23 protein-coding genes are annotated in these 23,924 nt (G+C 42.5%); 7 read left to right on the forward strand and 16 right to left on the reverse strand.

From position 1 onward, the window contains the following. Window positions 1-130: 130 nt before the first annotated feature. The 11 genes from ABDK00_RS06260 to ABDK00_RS06310 form a co-directional block, all read right to left on the reverse strand. Window positions 131-988 carry an amidohydrolase family protein gene (locus tag ABDK00_RS06260; RefSeq protein WP_346239299.1) on the reverse strand — a complete coding sequence of 286 codons (858 nt, stop codon included), beginning with the start codon at window positions 986-988 and terminating at the stop codon, window positions 131-133. Window positions 989-1,129: 141 nt separating this feature from the next. Then, complete coding sequence (locus tag ABDK00_RS06265) at window positions 1,130-1,975, reverse strand: metallophosphoesterase (RefSeq protein WP_346239300.1); 846 nt, start codon at window positions 1,973-1,975, stop codon at window positions 1,130-1,132. 210 nt (window positions 1,976-2,185) lie between these two features. Next, entirely contained in the window at window positions 2,186-2,713 is a 528-nt protein-coding gene (locus ABDK00_RS06270; protein ID WP_346239382.1) for a S41 family peptidase, read from the reverse strand. Continuing rightward, window positions 2,701-4,389, reverse strand: coding sequence for a hypothetical protein (locus ABDK00_RS06275; protein WP_346239301.1), 1,689 nt, complete (start codon window positions 4,387-4,389; stop codon window positions 2,701-2,703). Before ABDK00_RS06275 ends, ABDK00_RS06270 begins: the two co-directional genes overlap by 13 nt. A gap of 372 nt (window positions 4,390-4,761) precedes the next feature. Further along, on the reverse strand, window positions 4,762-5,478 hold the full coding sequence (locus ABDK00_RS06280; protein WP_346239302.1) for a hypothetical protein: 717 nt from the start codon (window positions 5,476-5,478) through the stop codon (window positions 4,762-4,764). A 551-nt stretch (window positions 5,479-6,029) separates the two neighbouring features. Then, the gene (locus ABDK00_RS06285) at window positions 6,030-6,251 is read right to left on the reverse strand and encodes a hypothetical protein (RefSeq protein WP_428400365.1); all 222 of its coding nucleotides are present in this window, start codon (window positions 6,249-6,251) and stop codon (window positions 6,030-6,032) included. A 94-nt stretch (window positions 6,252-6,345) separates the two neighbouring features. Next, a complete protein-coding gene (locus ABDK00_RS06290; protein WP_346239304.1) occupies window positions 6,346-6,885 on the reverse strand; it encodes a hypothetical protein in 540 nt (179 codons plus the stop codon). A 57-nt stretch (window positions 6,886-6,942) separates the two neighbouring features. After that, window positions 6,943-7,851 carry a leucine-rich repeat domain-containing protein gene (locus ABDK00_RS06295; protein ID WP_346239305.1) on the reverse strand — a complete coding sequence of 303 codons (909 nt, stop codon included), beginning with the start codon at window positions 7,849-7,851 and terminating at the stop codon, window positions 6,943-6,945. A 424-nt stretch (window positions 7,852-8,275) separates the two neighbouring features. After that, complete coding sequence (locus ABDK00_RS06300; RefSeq protein WP_346239306.1) at window positions 8,276-9,115, reverse strand: hypothetical protein; 840 nt, start codon at window positions 9,113-9,115, stop codon at window positions 8,276-8,278. Between the two features lie 288 nt (window positions 9,116-9,403). Further along, window positions 9,404-9,727 carry a helix-turn-helix transcriptional regulator gene (locus ABDK00_RS06305; RefSeq protein WP_346239307.1) on the reverse strand — a complete coding sequence of 108 codons (324 nt, stop codon included), beginning with the start codon at window positions 9,725-9,727 and terminating at the stop codon, window positions 9,404-9,406. Window positions 9,728-9,729: 2 nt separating this feature from the next. Continuing rightward, entirely contained in the window at window positions 9,730-10,050 is a 321-nt protein-coding gene (locus tag ABDK00_RS06310; protein ID WP_346239308.1) for a type II toxin-antitoxin system RelE/ParE family toxin, read from the reverse strand. Window positions 10,051-10,644: 594 nt separating this feature from the next. Here ABDK00_RS06310 and ABDK00_RS06315 point away from each other — a divergent pair. From ABDK00_RS06315 to ABDK00_RS06325, 3 genes are all read left to right on the forward strand, one after another. Further along, the gene (locus ABDK00_RS06315) at window positions 10,645-11,718 is read left to right on the forward strand and encodes a tyrosine-type recombinase/integrase (RefSeq protein WP_346239309.1); all 1,074 of its coding nucleotides are present in this window, start codon (window positions 10,645-10,647) and stop codon (window positions 11,716-11,718) included. A 206-nt stretch (window positions 11,719-11,924) separates the two neighbouring features. Then, window positions 11,925-12,836, forward strand: coding sequence for a lipoyl synthase (gene lipA, locus ABDK00_RS06320; protein WP_346239310.1), 912 nt, complete (start codon window positions 11,925-11,927; stop codon window positions 12,834-12,836). 180 nt (window positions 12,837-13,016) lie between these two features. Beyond that, entirely contained in the window at window positions 13,017-13,541 is a 525-nt protein-coding gene (locus ABDK00_RS06325; RefSeq protein WP_346239311.1) for a GNAT family N-acetyltransferase, read from the forward strand. An 81-nt stretch (window positions 13,542-13,622) separates the two neighbouring features. Here ABDK00_RS06325 and ABDK00_RS06330 read toward each other — a convergent pair whose 3' ends face one another. The 3 genes from ABDK00_RS06330 to ABDK00_RS06340 form a co-directional block, all read right to left on the reverse strand. Then, entirely contained in the window at window positions 13,623-14,120 is a 498-nt protein-coding gene (locus ABDK00_RS06330; protein WP_346239312.1) for a VOC family protein, read from the reverse strand. Between the two features lie 59 nt (window positions 14,121-14,179). After that, a complete protein-coding gene (locus ABDK00_RS06335) occupies window positions 14,180-15,148 on the reverse strand; it encodes an ROK family protein (protein ID WP_346239313.1) in 969 nt (322 codons plus the stop codon). 64 nt (window positions 15,149-15,212) lie between these two features. After that, the gene (locus ABDK00_RS06340) at window positions 15,213-16,664 is read right to left on the reverse strand and encodes an MFS transporter (protein ID WP_346239314.1); all 1,452 of its coding nucleotides are present in this window, start codon (window positions 16,662-16,664) and stop codon (window positions 15,213-15,215) included. 126 nt (window positions 16,665-16,790) lie between these two features. Here ABDK00_RS06340 and ABDK00_RS06345 point away from each other — a divergent pair, with 126 nt between their 5' ends. After that, entirely contained in the window at window positions 16,791-18,212 is a 1,422-nt protein-coding gene (locus tag ABDK00_RS06345; RefSeq protein WP_346239315.1) for a glycogen synthase, read from the forward strand. 110 nt (window positions 18,213-18,322) lie between these two features. Next, window positions 18,323-19,603: a glucose-1-phosphate adenylyltransferase gene (locus ABDK00_RS06350; protein WP_346239316.1), complete on the forward strand. Its 1,281-nt coding sequence runs from the start codon at window positions 18,323-18,325 to the stop codon at window positions 19,601-19,603. 72 nt (window positions 19,604-19,675) lie between these two features. On the opposite strand, the gene ABDK00_RS06355 is transcribed toward ABDK00_RS06350, so the two are convergent. Both ABDK00_RS06355 and ABDK00_RS06360 read right to left on the reverse strand, forming a co-directional pair. Beyond that, entirely contained in the window at window positions 19,676-20,080 is a 405-nt protein-coding gene (locus ABDK00_RS06355) for a VOC family protein (protein WP_346239317.1), read from the reverse strand. 132 nt (window positions 20,081-20,212) lie between these two features. Continuing rightward, on the reverse strand, window positions 20,213-21,388 hold the full coding sequence (locus ABDK00_RS06360; protein ID WP_346239318.1) for a L,D-transpeptidase family protein: 1,176 nt from the start codon (window positions 21,386-21,388) through the stop codon (window positions 20,213-20,215). Window positions 21,389-21,520: 132 nt separating this feature from the next. On the opposite strand from ABDK00_RS06360, the gene ABDK00_RS06365 reads away from it, so the two are divergent. Further along, on the forward strand, window positions 21,521-22,681 hold the full coding sequence (locus tag ABDK00_RS06365; protein WP_428400366.1) for a 5-(carboxyamino)imidazole ribonucleotide synthase: 1,161 nt from the start codon (window positions 21,521-21,523) through the stop codon (window positions 22,679-22,681). 137 nt (window positions 22,682-22,818) lie between these two features. Then, complete coding sequence (locus ABDK00_RS06370) at window positions 22,819-23,877, forward strand: efflux RND transporter periplasmic adaptor subunit (RefSeq protein WP_346239320.1); 1,059 nt, start codon at window positions 22,819-22,821, stop codon at window positions 23,875-23,877. The last annotated feature ends 47 nt before the right edge of the window (window positions 23,878-23,924 follow it).

The following is a 23,924-nucleotide window of genomic DNA, read 5'->3' on the forward strand; positions in this document are numbered from 1 at the left end:
TACATTTAATTATTGAGCAGGCAATTGCCATATGGCAAGAAATCAGGCCGTCAATTGCTTAGCGCCTACCACGAGCCACTTTGATAAAGCGCAGGTTGAACAATTTGCAAAAATGCAAGCTTCAACACAGTTAATTGCCCTTAAAAAATCTTTCGGCATTTTTATAATATAATTTTTTTTTCTGCTTAGCGGATAAAAAATCGAGTTGTTCAACAGATTGTACCACTTTTTGAATATCACCATTATCGGTTCCAAACATTAATCGATTTGTGAGGCCGGCATCGACAAATGACTTCATTATGAATGAAAATTTTTCTGCCGGCACAATATCCGGATTAGAAATCACTGAGATGTCAGCGTAAACCTGCTGATGTTGGCGCATGACATTTATGGTTTCTTTATAGTATTGGTCGCCGGCATGCATAATCCATATCTTCAACTTTGGAAACTGTGCCAACAGGGTTTTTAGCAATGATGGGTTACCCATATCCATTTTAAAAAGGGCGCTGCCATGACCGGGTCCGGCGCCGCCGGTATGAATCCCTACTGGTAGATTATACTTTTGGGCTAGCCGGTAGTATGGATAGAGCATCGTGTCGGCAGGGGAGATGCCACAATACTGGTTTAAAATTTCCCCGAAATAATCAATGTTGCCGGATTTGATTTGTGATTCCACCCATTCGATCGGCGGCCAATCGTGGCCGGTGTCGAAACATTGTTGCAGGCTGTAGGGCACTTTTCCGCCAGGGCAAGGCAACATGAGGCCGAACAATATTTTCATTCCCTGCATATCGCGATAGCTATTTTGCAGATTCCATGATGTGCTCAGCGCTACTTTGTAAATTCCTGCATTTTGAAGCGTTTGTATTTGTTGCTGCTGGTTCGAGCTTCCGTGCAGGTGCACGTCAAATATTTTGTGTACGTGTTTTTGCTGACCGCGTGCTACGACTGCGGGAAGAAATGATAAAAAGAATAAGAGGGCTTTCATTTGTTTGGTTTGAAATGGTCTTAAAAAACTACCTCTTTCTAGCGACCTGCAAAAGCGGGTTTTAAAGGGCATTCAAATCGTCTAACATACCTTCAATAATCGGTGTCAGGCCAAAGCCTGATGTCGGGTTGATCAAAGGTGTTATTTCTTTTGAAGTTCAAATATCGTTATTTCCGGTCTGACATTCAACCTCACCTGCCATAAATGGCCTAACGCCCGGTTTATATATAGGGTTCTGCTGTTGCTGAGTTCCATCTGGCCGGCTGCGTATTTTTTGTTTTTTACGGGAAGCATGGGTGGTGGAAGAAACGGAGGTTTTACCTGTCCGCCGTGTGTATGGCCCGATAGGATCCAGCTATCATAATCCTGCCAAACGTCCAAGTCGCAAACGTCGGGATTGTGGCACAATACAATATTGGCATTCGTTTTTTCGAAATGCTGCATCGCTTTTCCGGGGTCGAAGTTTGAGCCCCAATAGTCGTCCAGGCCGATAATGTTTAATCCGCCAACAGCTGCCTTTTCATTTCTTAATACTTGAATATCGTTTTTTGCAAGCATCGATGAAATCTGATCCGCCACCAACGGCTGCGACCAGTTAACGCCATAGTCGTGATTTCCTAAAATACCGATCGTTGCCAGTTTTCCTTTGACAGCATTTTTCAATGTCTCTTCGAGTTTTTCGAACGGTACTTCATCGTTGTGGGTACTGACATAATCGCCTGTATAGGCCACGATATCCGGATGAAACGCTTTAGCCCTTTTAAATGAATCGATGAGAAAGTGATAGTCGAAACGTTCGCCAACATGAATATCACTAATCTGCATTAATGTTTTGCCAACCAGATGACCGGGTAAATTTTGTATAGGCATTTGAAGTTTTACGAACTCTAACCAGAACGGCTCAATTTGCCAGGCATATAACCCGGTGGCCAATCCAATTCCTGCCAGGCCCCATGCGGATCTTTTTAGAAATTTTCGTCTGTTCATGATGTATTCAGGTTACGGGTTTCTTTTCCAAAGGGTTTGTCCGGTTGGTGAAAAAACAAGGCTGTCAGCGTCCGAAATGAATGATGCCTGGAAGTTTAATAGGTTTGTCGGGTTTGTTGCCGGCAGCCATCACATGCATCCATGCTGCTATCGACCTATAGCTGGAGTTAAATTTCGGCGGTGTTGGTCCGCGGTGTACTAAAGAGGCTTTCAATTCTTTAAAATTACTTCAATCGCTTTTTCGAGAAGTTCATCTTTTCCTTGTCTAATACCATCAATCGTGGGTTTCACTTCTATGTCAGGTATGATGCCCACTCGTTGCGTTTCTTTTCCATCCGGATAATTTATTCCAATACCCGAGATCATAGTTCTTAGCCCGCCTGGAAGTAAAATGGTGGATACATTCCCGTCTGCTCCGGCAGTGGTACTGCCAATGATGGTCGTATTGTTGCCCGCTCTGAATGCCATTGCAGTATAATCTGCCTGGCTTTGCGACAATTCGTTCAGCAATACTACCAGCTTTCCTCCGTAGGCTTTGCCTTGGTTTTTTATATTTAATTCGCCTGTGAAGGTGAATTCCCCCGGATTGTTCATATTTGCCTTTGTAAATTTTACAAAGGGAGTCGATGATGAAACAAAATAGGATCCCAGGCTAAAAGGGACAAAAGTTGCGGGGTAATTTCGAATGTCGATGACGATTCCCCTTGTATGTTCAAATGCGCTTTTTATTTCGGGGATATCTTCTTGTTGATGTTTTGAAGTGTTATATAGCCGATGTTATTGTCCAGCATTTTAAAAGACCGGCCCTTATTTTTTCTATACCAACGGTACACATCGAGGTTGCCTTTCGGATATAATTTCAGGTTTTTTATTTGCGGCCTAGCATTTCCCGACACGAACTCAATTTCGATGTGGTCTGAGTCGGATCGTAAAAGGTCTGCAGATATATCCCTTAATCTCGTCGGCTCATTGGAAGCCGGATAAAATTTGGATTTTTCTTTAACGATTTCTTTGACAGGCCGGCCATTTATTTTTGTAATGACATTCCCGATTTTCAGCCCCACCAGGCTTTTCAGGTCGTTTTGATAGTAATCGGTAACAGCCAGTTGCTGCTCAATAAACCGAAGATGTACTGGCGGATAGTTAGCGCCTTTCCACTCGTCAATTTTATTGGCTCCGGCCCAAAGGTTGGCGTGGGTGTCCTGTATGTCTCCGATTATTTGCACGGCTGCCATTTCGTAGGCCAGCTCATCCTTTGCGTTTAGAAAAACGGGTATATATACTTTTAGCTTTTTATTCCAGTCTTCATCCATCAGGTGTTTATACGGAAAAAAATAATAGATCATATTCCAATACCGGTAAAGCGTGAGTAGCCTGAATCCATCATCCGGGTAGGGCATATTTAGATAAGGCCGTTCGTTGGTAAATTCAGGGTTTCCCACCATCCCCGGTTTTATATAATAATGGTTGCCTTGTGAACGGTTGTTATAAACGAATAGCAGTTTGCTTTTAAGCGCTGCTTCCTGTGTGTCAATCCATTTTAAATCCGGCCGCAGAACGGCGTTTTTATCCGTTTCGCTACATGTTGAGCAGGGTTTTACTTCGCCGAGTGCGTTAATCCAGTCAATGATAAGTTGATCCCTTTGACGGCTATTGGCTACTTCAAGATATTTTGGTAGCAACCTGAAAAGCTCATAGTCCCAATTGTAGTTGCCTTTGGCAATTTCAGGATGATGATATTTTATAAAACCCCAAACCCTGCCCAACAGTTCGAGATTTTCTATCTTTTTGGGAGTTAAATCAACTATCTTAATTTGAGAGCCCTTATCGAATTCGTTGTCCAGCCGTGCTTTTGAAAATTGTTTTTTAACCTCTTTCAACGTTTGAACATCTTTTCCGTCGATGTAAAGTGTGAAATCGTCGAACCATGCTTCTCCTTTTCCTGATAAGATTCCTGCGATGTAGATTTGTTCCGCGTCGCGGGGATATTCGAGGTTGATCGTGTATTTCTGCCAGTCTCTGGTTCCGGAAATTTTTTGGCTTTGCATATTGTCAAAGACCAACGGGGCCCCATTTCCATCTACTCTTAATAGGAGGCCGGCAACTCCGTTTTCAACATTTTTTATTTTCATATAACCTTCAAGCCTGATTGTTTTTCCTTCGTAGTTGGCTGGAATTTTATAGGCGATACTCCCAAAGGAATTGGTCGTTGAGTCTGACGTAATTTTGCCTGCCTTGTGGCCCGAGTGGGCCGTTTCTTCAATCGTTAAATCATAGGTTCCCCATTTGAACCAGCCGTCGGGCAACGAGTTTCCTGCTTTTTGGTTTTCGAATCCAAAGTTAAATTTTTCAACTGTCTGACTTTTGCAATTCCAAGAGATAAGGGTGAATAGCGCAATTAGTAATTTATTCATTGATGTGGTTTTTTCATTTTGCATGTAGTATCGGGTAGCTTTGCAAGTGTGTAGCAGTTGCAAACTTATCATCTTAGTGTGGTACTAAAGTTAGCGAAGAAGCGGCGAAATAAACGACGCGATTATTGTCTAAATCAAAAGGAAAATGTTAAAAATTGGCGCTACTGTTTTATTTCCGGATAGGGGTGGGAACTGGTGCCGATGTTAGACAAGAGCATATAGGAGGCAAGTTAGGTACAGCTACACATCCATTTTAAAGCGCTTCCTTTTTACAACTAAAGTTAAATAGAATTACCCAAGTTCAGCATTTATTCGTCAGCCGCACTATTGCAAAACCGTTTGTTGCCTGCAGTTTTTCTTTATAGGCTTTCGTTACCAAATTTTCCACCAAGGTTTTGTCTCAGTTTTGATGTTATTCCATTCTGCAAATCTATTGTCAATTACTTTTCTAATTTTCTCATAATTTTCCCAACTGTCTTGAACGTGAAAAATAGTAGGGAGCTGCTTTGCCAATGTTTTTTCATAGTCGTTTATATACATTCCTGTGTCAAAGTCAAAGTAATGCAGTGCAAAACGATTTCCGATTTCACTTACTTCTTCAATTGAAAAAACTCCGTCCATCCAAATCTCGTAAAATTGAGCACCTGTCAACTCTCGGTTTTTTACTCTCTTAATATCTTCAATGCAGTCGTCAAAAAAATCTTCGTCAAGTAAATCATTGTCAATTAGCCAACAAACAAACATTCCTGTGTGAACGAAACCCTGAAAGTCTTCTAACTCTTCTGGAAAATTTCCACCATAATGATATTTAGCTTTGTCATATACGTCGTATGTATTTTCTTTACTTTCAACAAAGTCAGTTATAATAAATCCCTCGTTTAGTTTGTCGTTAATTAGTTTTTGTGCTTCGTTATTAATTTTTAGTTTATCGCTTTCTGTAACATTGTCAATTGAAATACCCGCTCCTTGAAATAATTTTGATATGCATTTATAAAATTGTCCTTCAATAATTTCTAATCCGTTTTCTGTTGGAGTAACCCGAAAATGATAAACTTTATCTTCTACTTTTTTTGTTAAGTAAGTTGTCATATTGAAATTTGTCAAGACAATTTAAAATTTTTGGGATGTTCACCAAAATTGCAGGCAACGGTTTACGTATAAACGCAGTAGCGGAGTAGGGAAGCGAACTGTTCAGCTTGGTACAAACCTAAGCTACTTGCAAATTTATTTGCTAAATTTAAGAAAAGTAAATCAATTTGCAAGTAGCGACATAGAAGCCGAAAACTTCCAATTATGCACTTATCCCGCTATTGCGTGTACACAATGTTGTCTTAACCCCTTATAAACTGGACTGATTTTTCAAAATGGTTTGCTACTAATTCATCGTTATCCCGGTCACCGTCCAGGCAAAGATAAGCCGGTTCGCTGCACTTGTCAAGGCTATACAAAGCGGACTCAGCGCTCATAGCCATGCTGTCCGGCCTTGACAAGCACATCGCCCCTTGCTTCATTAGTGCCTTAACAGCTGTTCGGGATAAGCCCTGTGCCCATTTTTGCATTGGTGTAATGAAGCCTATAGCGCCATGTTTGCGTCTTCGGCTATACCAGTGCATATATTTTCCAATGTGCTGCTTGGCGTCCTAGAAGCTTGCAAAAGAATGCCGCTCGATCAACTCATGCTGCTCGATGGAGTGAAAGGCCTCGATATAGGCATTTTCCTCAGGCGTGGCCACGTGTGTAAATTCCTGTTTTGCTTCCATTGACCGTAATGCTTCGCGAACCTTATGGGCGATGAACTGTGAACCATTGTCATTGCGGATGATGACCCCCTTTAAGCCAAAACGAAGGTCCAGCCATCGCATCAGTGCAATTACATCTGTCTGGCGGACGCCTCGCTGAAAAATCCAGCACAGGATCCTGCGGCTTGCAAAACCGCTTGTTGGATGCAGACATTCATTATGTTAGGAACAAATTTGAGAATATTGTTTTTATTAAGGTCCAAAGTTTGGTCGCATTCTCTTTCGACACATAGAGCTGTGTAATAATGCTGATGATTGTACCAATAAATAAATTTTTCCAGTCAAATTTGTTTAAGTCTTTTGCTAACTCTGTTAAATGGTTTAGTTGGTTTATGACTGCGAGTTGCCGCTCCTCCAACAATGGGATAGTGTCTAAGGCTGACTTAATCTGGTCAATTTTGTTCGTTAACTCCAAATATTCTTGGTGAGTGAATTTCGAATTGTCATCCGAAGGAGCGAACTTGATGTACTCAATCTCTTTTAATAAGTTGTCCCATTTATTTACAGCATTGATTTCCTTTCTTAAACACTCCAACCAATTGTAAATATATCCTGTACCTTTACTCCAATCCATTGTGGATGTAGCTCCCATGACTGATTTTTCGCCTGGAGAAAAATTTGCGAAGAATATTCCCTGCCAACTACTCTCAGGTATAAGCCTAAAGAACTGCCGTTGAACCTTGCACAAACGTTTCATAGAAGCGCTTCAGCCGCCATATTGCCAAACCGATGTTAGTGGCTGGGCTTCTTTCTGTCAAAAGTGAATTATACATTTCGGCAATAGTTTTTTAATTCTTTGTTTTTCCGTCTCACTCAAATTATTTTGTTCTATGTGAAGTTCTTGCAAACTTGTTAAATATTTAATTTCTTCGGGTAAACTCGTCAATTTATTGTTTCCAATTTCTAAATACAAGAGGTTTGTCAGTTCTCCGATTTGTTTTGGAAGTTCTTTTAGTTGATTGTTGTTCATTATTAGAATTCGCAAGTTTTTCAGTTGTCCGATTTCCGCACCAACACTTGTCAATTCATTTGAACTTAATGATATTTCGTCAAGAGTTGTTAGTTTGCTTAAAACTGTCGGGAAAGTTTCAAATTGATTTCCTAATAGATTTATTGAAACGATTTTGTCAAGTCGAGATAGTTTATTAGGCAATTTGCTCAGTCCTTGGCTTGCTACGTCAATGCTCAAAACTTTATGTTTTTGTCGAATTGCTTGCTTAATGTTTTTGTATTCATATAAAGCTCGATTTTTCTTTATGTAGTCCCAATAAGATTTACCAATTACTTGCTTAATTTCAAAATCTAAAACTTTTTGTTTTTTTCCGTCTGTCCATTTTCCTGTTGCTAATTTGTAGTCTGCATTTAGCTTTCCTTCAAAGAAGCCTGTAATACTGTCTGTTTTGTCACGCTCTACCAAATAGAAAGTAAAATCAGGGTTTAGTTTTCCTACCAATTTCAATGAACCCCAATTTGGGTCATAATAATATGAACCGACCATTGTAGAGTCAAGAAGAACTAAAAAATTTAGGTTTATTTCGAGTTTCCTATTTTGGTCTGTCAAAATATAGCCTTCGTAAACATATGTGTCGCAACATTTTTTGTCTTGTCCAAAGGTGGTCAAAACGGAAAAAAGTCCGATTAATATTGTCAGTATGTTTTTCATTGTGTGTGTCGTCATAGCCTTGCCACTAACGAACAAGCATTGGCGATGTGCCGGAAATTATATTCATCAGTTGAAAATAGCAAAAATGCTCAACAGAATTACAACTGTTGAGCATATGTTCGTCAACCGGGATATAGCCAATGCATTGTTGGCAGAATGTAATAATGGTGCAATACAAATACGAACATCTATTTATTATGAAGATATCTTTATATAAATTATGTAAATCGCAGCACCAAGTGCCAAAATGTAATATAACGATAACTCTGACTTTTCAGGACCATTAACTATAAATTTCATTTTTTCTAATATTCTGGGTTTAAAATGAAGATAGATTAGTCTCAAAAGAATGACACATGAAGAAAAAGTGAGGATCAATATTATTACATACCTAATGACTTCTTTCAGCATATTGTATTTTAATTTAATTAATTGAGTTAAAATAACTTTCAATCATACTTGTTCCCTCATATGCCGGATCTCCATTACAGCTTATAACGTTATTAATGATTGAATTGGCTTCAGTTGTATCACTTGCTCCATTCCCCAGTAAGTAATTGACAATGCTGCTCCAATGTATATCAAAATATGCTTCACTACCAAGAAAAAAATCTATCGGTATATTATTAATATTCGTAGGCTCAGATACTGCTGAGGGATCAGGAGTTATAGGGACAGTGGCATCCCACCATCCTAAACATTCTCCAACATCATAAACCATAATAGCTACAGTCAATACTCCAGCAACTCTTTTGCCAGCTAATTTTAAAGCGTCTATTACAGTGCCAACATTATAAGATCCAGAAACTATTGACCTCCAAATACTCCTAGCCTGTGTCACTCCAATAAAGGTTGAAACCGCAGTAAAAAAACACCCTATGTTAGCAGATGATGGGTTAATGAGGTACTTATCGTTCATATCTTCAATCATTCCCAAAAGAATAATTCTTGTTTCGTCATTTTCAAATTCCTGATACAAATTAATTCCTGAATTTTGATACTGATTTGCAATGTCATTTGCCATATTATGTATTATCTGTTCTGAATTGTACGAATCATTTGAATTAATTGCATCAGCAAGTTCCGAATCTAACAATTCATTATTTTCTATGACATTCAATAATCTTGTTTTTCCCTGTATTGTCTCTTCAATACTTGACGTACTATGAATGCTTCTGTATTGGGATTCTGCTGTGTGCTCGTCAGATTTGGAGCAAGAAAAAGAAATGAATAGAACGAGCAAAAGCGAGTAAATGAGTTTCATGATTTTTAATTTTTCAAGTTAGCCTTACCTTCAGTTTTATGGTGCTGTGTCAGGATTTTCCACCGGTAGCAATTTTCATTTTTTGTTGTCACTCACAGGTTAGGTATCGCACTCATGGCTTTGTGGTGTTTCCAATTATTTCTGCTAACGGTTCGGGTATTTATGAAGGGCGGGAAATCGAAGCTGAAAAGTTCAGTTTTGTACTACAGTTTAATAGAAGTACAACTGTTGAATTTATAACTTTCAGCCCGTCTTTCATAAATACCATGTTGTGCGTTCGGCATATTGTTAGATTGCTAATTTCTTGTGATTAAGTTCAACATTGAAGTTTACTTTTGCTCCTAAAGCTTCAAAAACTTTCAAAATCGTTTCAAATCTTGCATTTTTTACACTATTTTCAATCTTTGAAATTTGAGCTTTTTGAACACCAACAAGTTCACCTAATTCTTCTTGTGTCAAATTACGTTCTTGTCTTGCTTGCTTAATAGCTTGTCCTAATAAATCAATTCTCAGTTCATTTTCAAATGCTTCTCGCTTTTCGGTTCCACGCTTTCCAATGTGTTTGTCAATCATTGTGTCAAGCGAAACAGTCTTAAATTTATTTGTTGCCATAATTATTTATTTTTTGTCTTGTTTTCTAAATATTGCTTTCTAATTTCTTCCGCTTTTTTTATCTCTTTTGGTGGTGTTTTCTGTGTCTTTTTTAAAACTCCGTGTGTCGCCACAACTAACGTTTCAGTTGTACCTGTTTTGTCCCAAAATGAAAAAAGTCGGTATGCTTTGCTATTATACAAAGTCCTAAACTCCCAAATAAAGTCATTTAGTTTTTTAAATAGTTCATTGTCATTCACAAATTGAGCTTTCTTGATATTATAGTAAATTTTTTCCCTCGTTTTATCGTCAAGGTTTTCTAAAAACTCAATTGCTTCCGGCAAATAATTCTATATCAAAGTTTGGCTTCATTCATATTTTTTGTCAAAGATAAAAATTTCCCAATTGGGAAACAAATATTTTGCTTGAAAATTTAGGGTTGTCTATATTTATTTGTCGTTGAATTTGGCAGAATGGTAGGGAATGCTGACGCACAACGGCGGGGTATTTGCGACGAGGCGGTAATACGTGTCCTTGCGTTGATTTTTGTTTTAAAGATAAATAGAAATTTGAAGCCGAGCCTTTATTCGTTGCCCGCCTTATTGCAAATACCATGTAAGACGCCTGTGTTTCGTCACCCGACGAAACGCGAAGGTGTAAATATGGAAAGTGCTTTGCATAGAAGTTTTTTGTCTGGTTATTTTGGAAAGATCGTTTTTGTTTCGCTGATATTTATTGAACGTCTGGTCTGTGTTTAACATGGCGGCTTACTCTCAAATATACGCAATCCTTACATGGCAACCGTATTTCCTCCTTTTTTTCATTAGTAGCTAATAATCAACGAGCAAAAGTCCCTATTTCCATTGCGTATTTTGTATATTCGTGAAACGAAGTTGCCCCCAAAGCTATTTTGTAATATACCAAATACGCATAAGCCTATGGAATCATTCATTACCAAAAATTATCAGTTTCTAGTGGGCGACCACAAGGGAAATGCCGTCATTTGGATCCGGTTTCCTAAAGACGAGGCCTTGATCAGGCATTTAAAACACCACACCAAAGCCCGCTGGAGTGCCTCCCGGCGCTGCTGGTATGTGAATGATATCGCCAATTACCGCACCCTGTTTGGCCTGCCGCCAAAAATTATATCCAAAGCCGCTTTGTTAACGGTGCACGAAATGAACTTGCCTGTTTTAAAGAGATACACGGAGCAGCTGCAATTAAAAGCCTACAGCCCCAATACCATGCGCACCTACACGGTAGAGTTTGTTCAGTTTCTCGCCGCCATTAAGCAATATCCTGCTCAAAACATAACCGCCGAAAAACTGCGCAGCTATTTTCTATACTGCGTGCAAACATTAAAGCTTAGCGAAAACCATTTACACAGCCGCCTTAATGCTGTAAAATTTTATTACGACCAGGTACTAAAGCGGGAACGCTTTTTTGCTGATATCCCACGGCCTAAAAAACCGGCGACGTTACCCAGGGCCATCACCTCGAGGGATATAAAAAAAATGCTCCAGGCAGTCAAAAACGACAAGCACCTGCTACTGCTTCAATTATGTTATGGTATGGGGCTGCGTGTAAGTGAAGTGGTAAACATTAAAGTGGAGCATATAGACAGCAAGGCGATGCGCGTGCTGATACAGCGGGGAAAAGGTAAAAAAGACAGGTATGTAAACCTGCCAGAATCCCTGCTGCCGGCGTTGCGCACTTATTATAAAACTTACAAGCCGGCTGTGTGGCTGTTTGAAGGGCAATATGGCGGCCAATACTCGGTGCGCAGCGCGCAGGCCATTTTTAAAAGCGCAATGAAAGCTGCGGGCATCAACAAAACGGTGGGCATTCATAGCCTGCGACATAGCTATGCCACGCATTTGCTGGAATATGGAACAGATATTTCTTTTATTCAAAAATTATTGGGCCATAATGATGTTAAAACCACCCTGCGTTATGCACACGTCGCCCAACCAGCATTGCGCCAAATTAAAAGCCCCTTGGACCGGCTGTAACCGCGCCGGCCAGGAAAACCGCCTTCATAAAGTAGCGTCGCTAAACAAAACGACGATATGTATTGTTAGTTGATGGGCTGCTGCGCCTGGAAGGTTTAGCCACGCATCAAGCGGGGCCGCAGCCTGAAAGGGGCGGAACTGAAGTTGAGATATGATTACAGCCGAAAGCCCCAATCATTCCATCTAAAAAGTATTATTTTCGCATCATGACGGAACTACCGGTGACAACAAGAGTGAAAAAGCCCGACTGGCTGCGTGTGAAACTTCCGATCGGGGAGGAGTACAAACATGTGCGCGGGCTCGTGGATACCCATAAACTGCATACCATTTGCGAGAGCGGCAATTGCCCCAATATGGGCGAATGCTGGGGCGCAGGGACCGCTACTTTTATGATTTTGGGGAATGTTTGCACGAGAAGCTGCGGGTTTTGTGCCGTCGCTACCGGGCGCCCATTAGCCGTGGATTATGACGAGCCGCAGCGCGTAGCCGAAGCGATTTTTTTAATGAAAGTGAAACATGCTGTGATTACCTCCGTCGATCGCGATGAACTGAAAGATGGCGGCGCGCAGATCTGGCATAATACGATTAAAGCGGTGAAAGCCCTCAATCCGGGCACCACGCTCGAAACCCTGATTCCGGATTTTAAAGGTAAAAAAGAAGATATTCAAACGGTGATGGAAGCGGCGCCGGAAGTGATTTCTCACAACATTGAAACGGTGGAACGACTGACCCGCCAGGTGCGCATCCAGGCAAAATACTGGCGCAGCATGGAAGTGATCCGCACGCTGAAAGAAGGCGGCATCCGCACGAAAAGCGGCATCATGCTCGGGCTTGGCGAAACCAAAGAGGAAGTAGTGCAAACCATGCAGGATCTGAAAGACAATGGCTGTGATGTGGTGACGATCGGCCAGTACCTGCAGCCCACCCAAAAGCATTTGCCGGTGCAGCGTTTTGTACATCCCGATGAGTTTGCTTATTATAAAGATGCGGGTTATGAAATGGGGCTCGATTATGTGGAAAGCGGGCCGCTGGTTCGGTCTTCTTATCATAGCGAAAGGCATGTATTTCCGGGTCTGGGAAGAAAAGAGTGGGAGCAAAGCAAGAAATTTTTTGTGTAATTTTTATGGCTCCGGCTGCCGAACCTATGGCATCGGTATTGCCACGCTCGGTTTATCGTTCCGGTTATAGGGCAACTTATATAAACGTTGTTATGGCGCGCCGCAGGCGCGCCATCATTTTACACAAAATGTATAAAAACGATCGTTGCAAAACAACGGGCAAAAATTTTTAAAGCACAAGTGGAACAAATAGAAATAAAACGTATAACACCGCACGATGTAACGGCGTTGCAAAACATCGCGATACAAACCTTTCAGGAAACCTTCTCAGCTTCGAACACCGAAGCGGATATGCAGCAATATCTGAAGGACAATTTTACGATTGAAAAACTTACCATAGCGCTTGAAGAAAAAAACGCCCGGTTTTATTTTGCCCTCCTTAACGAAACCGTTCTTGGATATTTAAAAATCAACACGGGGGCGGCTCAAACCGAACTAAAAAAGGAACATTCCTTAGAGATTGAACGTATTTATGTGCTGAAAGATTTCCAGGGAAAACGCGTAGGGCAATTGCTTTACGATAAAGCCTTGGAAATAGCGCGGGAGGAAAAAGTTGACTACGTTTGGCTGGGCGTTTGGGAAGAAAATATGCGGGCGCTCCACTTTTATAAGAAGAACGGGTTTGTCGCTTTTGATCAACACATTTTCAAGCTGGGCGATGATGATCAAATTGATATTATGATGAAGCTGCCGCTGAAAGGGTAGCGGGGGTGCTGCCTTTTTGCATAGATGCCAACCACAGATCTGATCGACCTTAGGCCGCCGTTCAATGTAATTTAATTGTTGTCATGCGCCGCTTGCGAGCAGCGATTGCAGGTCGAGTGGTTTAGTGTACATGTCCACGCTGCCGTCCGCTTTGAGCGGCCAGTCTTCTTTGGGTTTGTCCCAATACAGTTCAACGCCATTACCATCCGGGTCATCCAGGTAAATCGCTTCAGAAACGCCGTGGTCGGCAGCGCCGGTTAAAGGATATTGCGCGTCGATCAATCGCTGTAAGGCGATGGCCAAATCCTTCCGTTCGGGATAAAGTATGGCTGTGTGGTATAGGCCTGGAGCGCTTTCCGGCGCTTTTTTTCCGCCGAGACTGTGCCAGGTGTTCAGCCCGATATGGTGGTGGTATCCGCCCGCCGAAATGAAAGCTGCCTGCGTTCCGTACTTTGTTGTTATTTCAAATCCCAATAAATCGACGTAGAATGCGAGCGCCTGCTGCAGGTCGGTCACTTTCAAATGAACGTGTCCGATGCGTGTAGCCGCGGGGATGCGATAGGTCTTTTCAAGATGCATTGCGATCGCTGGTTTTGGGTCAATTATATAAGAGGAAGAGCAGCATTCTTAATGCGCTTTTATTTTTCCCATACCAGGGCGCTGGCGCCCAAAATGGCAGCGTCTGCTTCTTTTAGTTCGCTAAATACCAGTTTTACTTTATTCTGAAAAATGGGTAGCAGGTTTTTTTCCATGTGCTCCCGCGTGGGTTTCATGATATAGTCGCCCGCTTTGATCACGCCGCCGAACAAAATGATGGCTTCCGGCGAAGAAAACATAATAAAGTTAGCCAGGGCTTCGCCCAATATTTGTCCGGAGTAGCGAAACACTTCTTTGGCAATTTCATCACCTTTGTTGGCTGCTTCAAAAACAGCTTTTGAGTCCAGCTGTTCTTCCGGAATCTCATTCAATAAAGAATCGGGGTTTTCTGCTCTTAATTTTTTTGCGGTTACGGTAATACCAGTGGCCGAACAATAAGCTTCGAGCGAACCGTGAGCGCCGGTGCTGTAATGCTTGCGTCCACCCGGGCGAACGATGATATGCCCTAGTTCGCCGGCGAAACCATCATGCCCATAAACCACCTGCCCATTGCAGACAATGCCGCTACCCACGCCGGTGCCGAGCGTGATCATAATAAAATCTTTCATGCCACGTGCGGCGCCATACATCATTTCTCCCATCGCTGCCGCGTTAGCGTCGTTGGTAAGCGTGCAGGGCACACCAAATTTTTTACCAATCAGGTCGGCAATATTAATCGTTCCCTTCCAGGGGAGATTGGGCGCATATTCAATGGCCCCCGTGTAGTAGTTGCCATTAGGCGCGCCGACGCCAATACCTTTTAGTTTGTAGTCGGTTTCAAATTTTTCCACCAGCGGTTGCAGCGAGGTGTAAAGCGCATCCACATATTCTTCTATCGTGGGGAAAATATCGGTTTTAATATCTCCTTTATCAAAGATCGACCCGCGGTGATTCACTAATCCAAATTTTGTATTGGTTCCGCCAATATCTATTCCAATCACCATTTCTTTTGATAAATCGTAAACGCCCATTTCTGTAATAAATTTTTTTTTAATTGTGATATAGCAAAACATGCAAAGCGCTGATCAAAACGAGTTAATGGCCGGGCCCGGCCTTAACGTCATAATCAATTCCCTGCTGTTTTAAAACAGCTTTTGCCTTGATGGCATAATACGCAAGATATGCAAAACAGGCCACACCTGTGAAATAAGAAAATTGAATACCCAGCAAATGGGGCGATGCCAGGTAACCCTGTAGCAGGCTGATAAAGCCGCCGCCCATGATCATTAAGATGAGCAGGCTCGATCCTTTGTTAGTGTGCTTTCCAAGTCCCGCAATCGCAAGCGTAAAAATACAAGGCCATAGCGTAGAGCAGAATAAACCCACGCTTATGAAAGCGAAAACGCTTACCATGCCATCCGCAAAAATGCCAATCAACAAAGCCACAATAGCCATGCAGCTAAATATCAACAGCTGCCGCGCCGGATTGCCTTTGCTCAGTAAGTCACAAATGACAAGCGCTACAATAATTAAGGCATACACGGGGAAAGGCGTGATGTCATGATTGGCAATCTTATTTACAAGAAGAAAAACACCAAAAGCAATGTAGGGCATCAGGAATCGCAAAATGCTTTTTGCACTATTGGAAATATTAAAAGCGCCGATCGATCCTGTCCATCTTCCAATCATCAGGCTCGCCCAGAACAACGACACATAAGGAGCGATCTGATCAGTTGGTGTGTTTAAATGCTCTTTCATAAATTCGGGCAGGTTGGCCGCAGTGCTTACTTCTACGCCCACATACACAAAGATGGCGATCATGCCCATTACCAATTGGGGATAGGCAAGCGCGCTCGGTTTGTGTAATACTTTAGCGCTGTTTTCACTTTCTTCGTCGGCTACTTCGTCAAGATTAATTTTATTAGGAACAGACGAGAACTTGAAAATTAACGCCACTAAAATAAACGCTAAACCCAGGATGAGATAAGGTATTTTAATGCTTTGAATGTCGGCGCTGGCATTGCCGCCCGTTGCCGACCCAAAAATCGCAAAGCTCACAATCAAAGGGCCAATAGTAGTTCCGAAATTGTTGATGCCGCCAGCCATACTCAGTCGCTGAGAGCCCAGCCGCGGATCGCCCATAATAATGGCCAGTGGGTTAGCAGCTGTTTGTTGCAACGAAAAACCCAGTCCGACAATAAACAAGCCGGTAATAAACAGCGGGAACGATGCCTGCTCGGCAGCCGGGTAAAAAAGCAGCGTGCCCAAAGCCGAAATAATAAGGCCGGTGGCAATGCCGTTTTTGTAACCGAGGCGTTCTAAAAGATCCTGCCCGATCAGCTTGCTGATAAAAAGAAAAATTAAGGATCCCACGGTATAGGCGACATAAAAAGCGAAGGCAACCAATTGTGATTGCCACTGCTGCAGATGAAGCTGTTCTTTAAAAACGGGAATCAGAATGTCGTTGCTGGCTGCAACAAAGCCCCAAAAAAAGAACACGATAATCAGTGTTCCAAATTGAGACCACCTGGTAGTTTGTGTGCTCATTTCAATCGTTTTAACAATAGCTGGTAAATGTAGAAATATAAACCGTAATTAAAAATTTTAAATTAAACTGAATGTTTTTTGTTTTATACAAAATATTACTACTTTTAAGCGAACCAATTATTATTTATGGAAATTGTTCATATATCGGCAGAATGCTATCCCATGGCAAAAGCAGGCGGGCTGGGTGATGTGGTGGGTGCGCTTCCCAAGTATCAAAATGAATTGGGGCATGTGGCGAAAGTGGTAATGCCTATGTACAGAACGAAATTTTTGTACGATAACGAATGGGAGCTGGTGCACGAAGGCGGGCAGGCGCTCGGGAATCATTGGTTTAAATACAGCGTCATTAAAGAGAAAACCAACAAGCTGGGTTTTGATTTATACCTGATTGATATCAATGGCGTATTAGACAGGGAAAAGATTTATGGTTATGATGACGACACCGAGCGTTTTGTTTCTTTTCAACTGGCGGTTTGTGATTGGATGAGCCGTTGGCAGCACAAGCCCGATATTATTCACTGCCATGATCACCAGGCAGGCTTTATTCCCTTCTTCTGCAAACATGTTTATGCTTTCCGCTATCAGCTTGCCGACATTCCTACTGTTTTTACGATCCATAATGGCCAATACCAGGGCCAGTTTAGCTGGGATAAATATTATCTGATTCCAGCCTACGACACCTGGAATTGGGGTTACCTGGATTGGAATAATGATATCAACCCCATGGCATCTGCCATTAAATGCGCCTGGAAGGTAACTACCGTAAGTCCTAATTATATGGAAGAGCTGCGCCACTCGGCTGCCGGCCTCGAAGCGTTGTTTGAATACGAGAAAGGCAAGTGTAGCGGAATTATCAATGGAATCGATACGGAAGTTTGGGATCCTGCAACCGATCCTTACCTGATTAAAAATTATGACAGTAAGTCGGTGGCGGAAGGAAAGGCTGTTCATAAAACGGAACTGGTAAAGCAGTTTGGCCTCGATCCCAACAAGCCGTTGATTAGTTTTATTGGCAGGCTGGTAGATGAAAAAGCCGCCGACCTGTTGCCGGAAGCGATTAGCCAGTCTGTTTATCAGTATGGTGGAAAAACTTCTTTTTTGATTTTAGGATCCGGCAACCCCTATGTGGAATCGGCATTAGCCGATATGAACAAATCCTTGCGAGGTTATGTAAACAGCTATATCGGTTACAGCGAATCGCTCAGCCATGTTATCTATGCAGGTTCCGACTTTTTGCTGATGCCAAGCCGCGTAGAACCCTGCGGACTGAATCAAATGTATGCGCTTCGATATGGAACCATTCCTATCGTCAGAAATGTCGGAGGGTTGAAAGACACAGTCATCGATTACGGCGAACCCGATGGCTTTGGGCTCACCATGGAACAATCAAGCGTTGGTGATATAGCCTACGCTGTAGGCCGCGCCATTGAACTGTTTGAAAAAAAGCCGAACCAGTTTGCAACTATCCGGGAACAAATTATGGCAATCGATCACAGCTGGACCACCTCCGCTGCAAAGTATATTGAACTGTATCAATCACTTTCTTAAATTTTTCGAAGGCATTTATGGCAGCTACGCACCGAGTTTAGGAGAAATAATTAAATCTATTGATAAAGCCGCCCTTAACCATTCATGAAAAAACTTTAAAAATAAATCGTATGAGTATCTCGAAGGAAGTAATCGCAATGATTTTGGGAGGAGGCGCTGGGACCAGGCTTGCTCCGCTAACCAGCAGCAGGTCGAAGCCAGCCGTGCCGATTGCCGGAAAGTACCGACTGGTTGACATACCCATTTCTAACTGTATCAACTCCGACATCAATAGGATGTTTGTTCTTACGCAATATAATTCGGCCTCGCTCAACAGGCATATCAAAAATACCTACCGCTTTAGCGCTTTTAGTACTGCTTTTGTAGACATACTGGCGGCAGAACAAACACCCGACAATCCTGCATGGTACCAGGGTACCGCTGATGCGGTGCGCCAGTGTTTGCGCCACCTGGTTGCTTTTCCCAGCGAGTACGTTTTAATTCTTTCTGGTGATCAGTTATACCAAATGGACTTCAATAAGATGCTCGAAAACCATAAAGAGTGTGGCGCCGATATTTCTATTGCCACCATTCCGGTAGGAGATAGGGAAGCGCCTGAGTTTGGTATTCTGAAGGCTGATGAACAAAGCATGATTAGCTCGTTTATCGAAAAGCCGGCGCGCGACATTCTGCCAGAGTGGGTGAGCGACACAGGCGCTGCCATGCAACAAAAGGGCCGGAACTATTTGGCGTCGATGGGTATTTATATTTTTAACAGACAGCTGCTCCTCGATCTTCTGCTAAAAATTCATCCTGACGCAACGGATTTTGGAAAAGAGATTATTCCATCTTCGATCAGCACTTACAAAGTAGCGAGCTATCAGTATGAAGGCTATTGGACCGATATTGGAAATATTTACTCCTTCTTTGAAGCCAACCTCGAATTAACTGCAGATATCCCCGAGTTTAATTTGTTTGATAATACAAAAGCGATTTATACACGTCCGCGTATGCTGCCTCCGGCAAAAATTAGTGGCACAACATTGGAAAAAACGGTAATTGCGGACGGTTGTATTATTAATGCATCAAGAATTGAACACAGCGTGATCGGTATCCGGTCTCGGATAGGTTATGGCTCTACAATCGTCAGTTGTTATATCATGGGTAGCGATTATTACGAGACGATCGACGATATTGCCAATGATCAAAATAAAGGGTTGCCGCCTATCGGAATAGGGAAAAGGGTCTATCTCCGCAATTGTATTATTGATAAAAACTGCCGCATCGGCGATGATGTACGCCTGAATGGCGGCCCGCATCTTGCCAACGCCGAAACGGAGCTTTATGTCATTAAAGAAGGTATTATCGTTACCAAAAAAGGAGCGGTTTTCCCCAACGGATATGTGGTTTAAAAGCAACCGACTTAATGCGAAAGGCTCTTCAATTTTTTGAAGAGCCTTTCGCATTTATAATTTATCGGGAAACTACTGCGGCATTTTTTCCATGTCCATAAACACAACTTCCCAGTTATGCCCGTCTAAATCTTCAAAACAGCGTTGCTGCATGAAACCATAATCCTTAGGGTCCGCGTATTCATTAGCGCCAGCGGCTACTGCTTTGTCCACGATGTTATTTACTTCCTCCGCGCTGGTTGCCGATAAGGCATGAATGGCCGCGATTTGTTTTTTTGTGTCTGCAATTTCTTTGCTCGAGAAATCGGCAAACCGTTCGAAAGTCAGCAGCATCACGTAAATCTGATCCGTGAGCACCATGCAGGCTGCTTTGTCGTCAGTGAATTGTGGATTATTTTGAAAGCCAATGGCTGTATAAAAATCCATTGATTTTTTAAGATCTTTTACCGGCAGGTTGATGAAGATTTGATGGCTCATACTTTTTGTTTTAAGCGTTTATTTATTAGTGAATGTTTCATCACAAAAATAAAACGAAGCCTTTTGAATAAAAGGGTATGAACGGGTCAATCTAAGGGTGTAAATGCGGCAAAGCATCCACCAACTGTCGTGCTAATTAACGCCGACCGGAACGGTTTGCACCATCTTTTTCGCCACAGGCTTTTCCCGGTAAATAGCCGGTTCCCATTTTGGCATTTTTTCCATTTTCTCTACCAGAACTGCGTCGAAATATTCGTCTACTCCCTTGAGCACTTTGAAATTAACCGGCGTGCCGTCTTTATCCACGATGAATTCTACCTGCGCATAAACGCTGGTGACATTGTCGGGGAAAAAAGCGGTCATTTCTTTTCCCACTTCTTTCAAATATGCCGCATACGCTTCTCCGCCTCCGGGGAATGAGGGCCATTTGGCTACAGCGTCTGCCACAAAATCTATTTTACGGACAAGCGGTTTATGATTGCTTTTCGGCCGCACTTTGGGTTGAAACTTTGGCACTTTGGGTAGTGCATCATTGATTACATATTCACCATTGTCCTTAATCATCACAATCGGAAGCTGCTTATATTTTTCAAAATAATCATAAGCATCTTCCATTTTATCAGAGAAAGATTTTAGCGTGCTATCATCTTTGGTGAGCTTGGTCATATATTCATAACTGCGCTTAACATCATATTTGATGGGAAAAATATGCACCGGTATGAAGTCGAGCCCAATCGATTTACTGCTGGCGGTAAGCACATATAGTTCGTCGATCTGATCATCTTTAATCGGGATGCAACCTACCGTCGCGCAGCCGCCATGTATATAGATGTCCCCGCCCGGCTTTACCTGGTCGCTTAAAACGCGGTCGGACGCATTGGGGTAATTGAGGCCCAGCGAAAGATAGTAGCTGCTGTTGGGGTTAAATTCGTTGATATGATAAAAGCCCTCAGGCACCTGGTAATCACCTTCAAATCTTTTTGGTCCCAAAGTGCCCACCAACGCACAAACTTTATAAATTTTTAAAAGTTTGTACGGTTCCTGAACCGTGTTTTTAACCCAAACTTCCAATTGGCTGTCATATTTGAAGGAGCGGATATACATATAGCGCGCCGGCCATTTCAGGTTTTTAACTTCGAACAAAGCTTTCAGGTTAGCTTCCTTCCGGGCAAAAGATTCCCGCGGGCGCTGAAACCCCATCTGATAAGCCACAAACGAGGGACTAGAGGAGAAATTTGAAGCAGATGTTTGGGCCTGAACGGGTAAACCGCCGGCAATTATTAAACTTAGTAAAATATATCTAATCATCAGCAATCCTAAAAGCCATTTAAAAAGTTAGAAACTAAATATTTATGCAAAATTAACACACAAAATATGAATAGCTGTAAAATTAGCTCATACCTGCTAAAAAATCTATAAGTAAATGTTATAAAATACTGTATGCTGAGTGTGCTGCATACCTATCTTTGCGAAATGCAAAAAATCGGAATACTCGGCGGAGGCCAATTAGGCCGGATGCTGTTGCAAGCGGCGGCTAATTATCCTGTAGAAACTTATATACTCGAAAACGACGAAAAAAGTCCGGCGGCGCATTTGTGCCATCATTTTGTAAAGGGTGATATCAAAAATTTTGATGATGTTTACCGGTTCGGCAAACAATTGAATGCGCTGACTATAGAGATTGAAAATGTCAATATTGACGCTTTAATGCAACTTGAAGCCGAGGGTATTCAAATCTTCCCTAAACCGTCGGTTTTGAAAATTATTTGCAATAAGGCTTTGCAGAAACAATATTACGCCGATCATAAAATTCCAACCGCTCCCTATTTACTTACCAACAATCGCGAGGAGCTGGCCGGCAACAAGGATTTTTTACCGGCTGTTCACAAGTTGGCGGAAGGCGGTTATGACGGAAAGGGCGTACAGGTTATTAACGATGAAGCCGATATCGCGGAAGGGTTTGACGAATTAAGCGTACTTGAAAAGAAGGTAAATATTCTGAAAGAAATTGCCATGATGATCGCGGTCGGCGTAGATGGGAAAGTTGAATTATACCCTGCTGTTGAGATGGTTTTCGATCCCTCGCTCAACCTGCTGGCTTACCAGCTTTGCCCTGCTGAAATCACGGAAGACGTGTATTTCAAAGCCGAAGCGATTGCGCTCGCAACGATCAAAAATTTTAATTCGCCCGGCATTTTTGCTGTCGAAATGTTTGTAACGCCCGAGGGCGATGTGTTGGTGAATGAAACGGCGCCTCGCGTACACAACAGCGGCCATCACACTATCGAAGCGCATTACAGCTCGCAGTTTGATATGCTCTGGCGTATCATGCTGAAGTATCCTTTGGGAAATACCGGTGCGATCATGCCTTCGCTGATGCAGAATATTATTGGTGCAGACGGGCAGAGCGGGCTGGCCGACTATGCGGGGTTTGAGGATATGTTGAAAATTGACAATGCTTTTTTTCATATTTATGGAAAAAAACAAACCAAACCCGGAAGAAAAATGGGGCATGTGACGATTATGAGCAACGAAAAAGCCGACCTGCTTCATAAAGCAAATAAAATCAAGCATAACCTTTCGGTAGTGGCAAAAAAATAAAAGCAGCAAATTTCCGGTGCATTTGAAAAAGCGGGCAGTACAAATCTGTATGAATCTGCGGCGGGCCTGCAAGGAAATTTAATTTTTGTCGTCTTATGTTCGTGCCTGTTTGATTTCAGCATATAACAAAAACTTGGATGACTCTACGACCCTTTTATAATGCTGCTTGCGTGGCTGCGATTGTCTTTAGTTTCTTTTCCTGCGGTTCGGGGAAAGATAAAGCCGAAAAAAAAACCGCGCAAAAAAAAGCGCCGCCAACACTTGAAGGCTATATTGTTCGTGCCGAACCATTCTCAGAGATTATTGAAGTCCCTGGTTCGGTAGTCGCCAACGAGGTGACCGATATCCGGCCCGAAGTTTCAGGCCGCCTGGTGCGGCTTCATATTTCAGAAGGGCAAACCGTTGGGAAAGGCGCTTTGCTGGCTAAAATTTATGACGGCGACTTGCAGGCAGAGCTAAAAAAGCTGCAATCTCAATTGGCTATCGCCGAAAGCAATGAAAAGCGGGCCTCCCGTTTGTTAGATATTCAGGGTATTAGCCGCAACGATTATGAAAGCACATTGCTGAACCTCAATAATATCCGCGCCGACATTGATGTCATAAAAACCCAGATCTACCGAACGGAAATACGGGCGCCTTTTGCCGGCAAGCTGGGCCTGAGAAATATAAGCCCGGGCGCTTATGTAAGCCCTGCAGATGTCATCGCTACCATTAACCAGGTGAGCGCTCTTAAGCTCGATTTTTCTATTCCCGAAAAATATATCGGAAGTATTGGTGTGGGCCAATATGTAAATTTCACCGTTCAGGGCATCGATGATGTTTTTGCGGCCAAAGTTTATGCAACAGCATCAAACGTGGGTTTAAATAACAGGAGTCTTCAGGTAAGGGCGCGCGTTTCGGGCAATAATCAAAGGCTTGTTCCCGGAAGTTTTGCCAAAGTGAGGATTGGTTTTGAGCCTGACAATAATGCCATCTTTATTCCTTCCCAATCGTTGGTGCCGACTATTAAAGGAAAGCAGGTAATCCTTTATCAAGGCGGCAAAGCGATTTTTCATGATGTGGCCATTGGCGCGAGAGACTCGGCTCGCGTGGAAATTGTTGAAGGATTGAAAGTGGGCGACACGATATTAACGACCGGCATTATGACAACCGTTCCAAACGCTCCCATCAGGTTGGGCAAAATAGATAAGAATTAACAGACCCGCATATCGAAAAAAAATTGCTGACAGGCGCCCCGAGGCGT

Origin of the sequence: Niabella insulisoli (genome assembly GCF_039652435.2) — a bacterium.
Lineage (GTDB): Bacteria > Bacteroidota > Bacteroidia > Chitinophagales > Chitinophagaceae > Niabella > Niabella insulamsoli.

Coding starts and splice junctions, on each gene's coding strand:
- ABDK00_RS06260 (WP_346239299.1), bottom strand. CDS start 988: ATGAAAGCCCTCTTATTCTTTTTATCATTTCTTCCCGCAGTCGTAGCA.
- ABDK00_RS06265 (WP_346239300.1), bottom strand. CDS start 1,975: ATGAACAGACGAAAATTTCTAAAAAGATCCGCATGGGGCCTGGCAGGA.
- ABDK00_RS06275 (WP_346239301.1), bottom strand. CDS start 4,389: ATGAATAAATTACTAATTGCGCTATTCACCCTTATCTCTTGGAATTGC.
- ABDK00_RS06280 (WP_346239302.1), bottom strand. CDS start 5,478: ATGACAACTTACTTAACAAAAAAAGTAGAAGATAAAGTTTATCATTTT.
- ABDK00_RS06285 (WP_428400365.1), bottom strand. CDS start 6,251: ATGCGATGGCTGGACCTTCGTTTTGGCTTAAAGGGGGTCATCATCCGC.
- ABDK00_RS06290 (WP_346239304.1), bottom strand. CDS start 6,885: ATGAAACGTTTGTGCAAGGTTCAACGGCAGTTCTTTAGGCTTATACCT.
- ABDK00_RS06295 (WP_346239305.1), bottom strand. CDS start 7,851: ATGAAAAACATACTGACAATATTAATCGGACTTTTTTCCGTTTTGACC.
- ABDK00_RS06300 (WP_346239306.1), bottom strand. CDS start 9,115: ATGAAACTCATTTACTCGCTTTTGCTCGTTCTATTCATTTCTTTTTCT.
- ABDK00_RS06305 (WP_346239307.1), bottom strand. CDS start 9,727: ATGGCAACAAATAAATTTAAGACTGTTTCGCTTGACACAATGATTGAC.
- ABDK00_RS06315 (WP_346239309.1), top strand. CDS start 10,645: ATGGAATCATTCATTACCAAAAATTATCAGTTTCTAGTGGGCGACCAC.
- lipA (WP_346239310.1), top strand. CDS start 11,925: ATGACGGAACTACCGGTGACAACAAGAGTGAAAAAGCCCGACTGGCTG.
- ABDK00_RS06330 (WP_346239312.1), bottom strand. CDS start 14,120: ATGCATCTTGAAAAGACCTATCGCATCCCCGCGGCTACACGCATCGGA.
- ABDK00_RS06335 (WP_346239313.1), bottom strand. CDS start 15,148: ATGGGCGTTTACGATTTATCAAAAGAAATGGTGATTGGAATAGATATT.
- ABDK00_RS06340 (WP_346239314.1), bottom strand. CDS start 16,664: ATGAGCACACAAACTACCAGGTGGTCTCAATTTGGAACACTGATTATC.
- ABDK00_RS06345 (WP_346239315.1), top strand. CDS start 16,791: ATGGAAATTGTTCATATATCGGCAGAATGCTATCCCATGGCAAAAGCA.
- ABDK00_RS06350 (WP_346239316.1), top strand. CDS start 18,323: ATGAGTATCTCGAAGGAAGTAATCGCAATGATTTTGGGAGGAGGCGCT.
- ABDK00_RS06355 (WP_346239317.1), bottom strand. CDS start 20,080: ATGAGCCATCAAATCTTCATCAACCTGCCGGTAAAAGATCTTAAAAAA.
- ABDK00_RS06360 (WP_346239318.1), bottom strand. CDS start 21,388: ATGATTAGATATATTTTACTAAGTTTAATAATTGCCGGCGGTTTACCC.
- ABDK00_RS06365 (WP_428400366.1), top strand. CDS start 21,521: ATGCTGAGTGTGCTGCATACCTATCTTTGCGAAATGCAAAAAATCGGA.
- ABDK00_RS06370 (WP_346239320.1), top strand. CDS start 22,819: ATGACTCTACGACCCTTTTATAATGCTGCTTGCGTGGCTGCGATTGTC.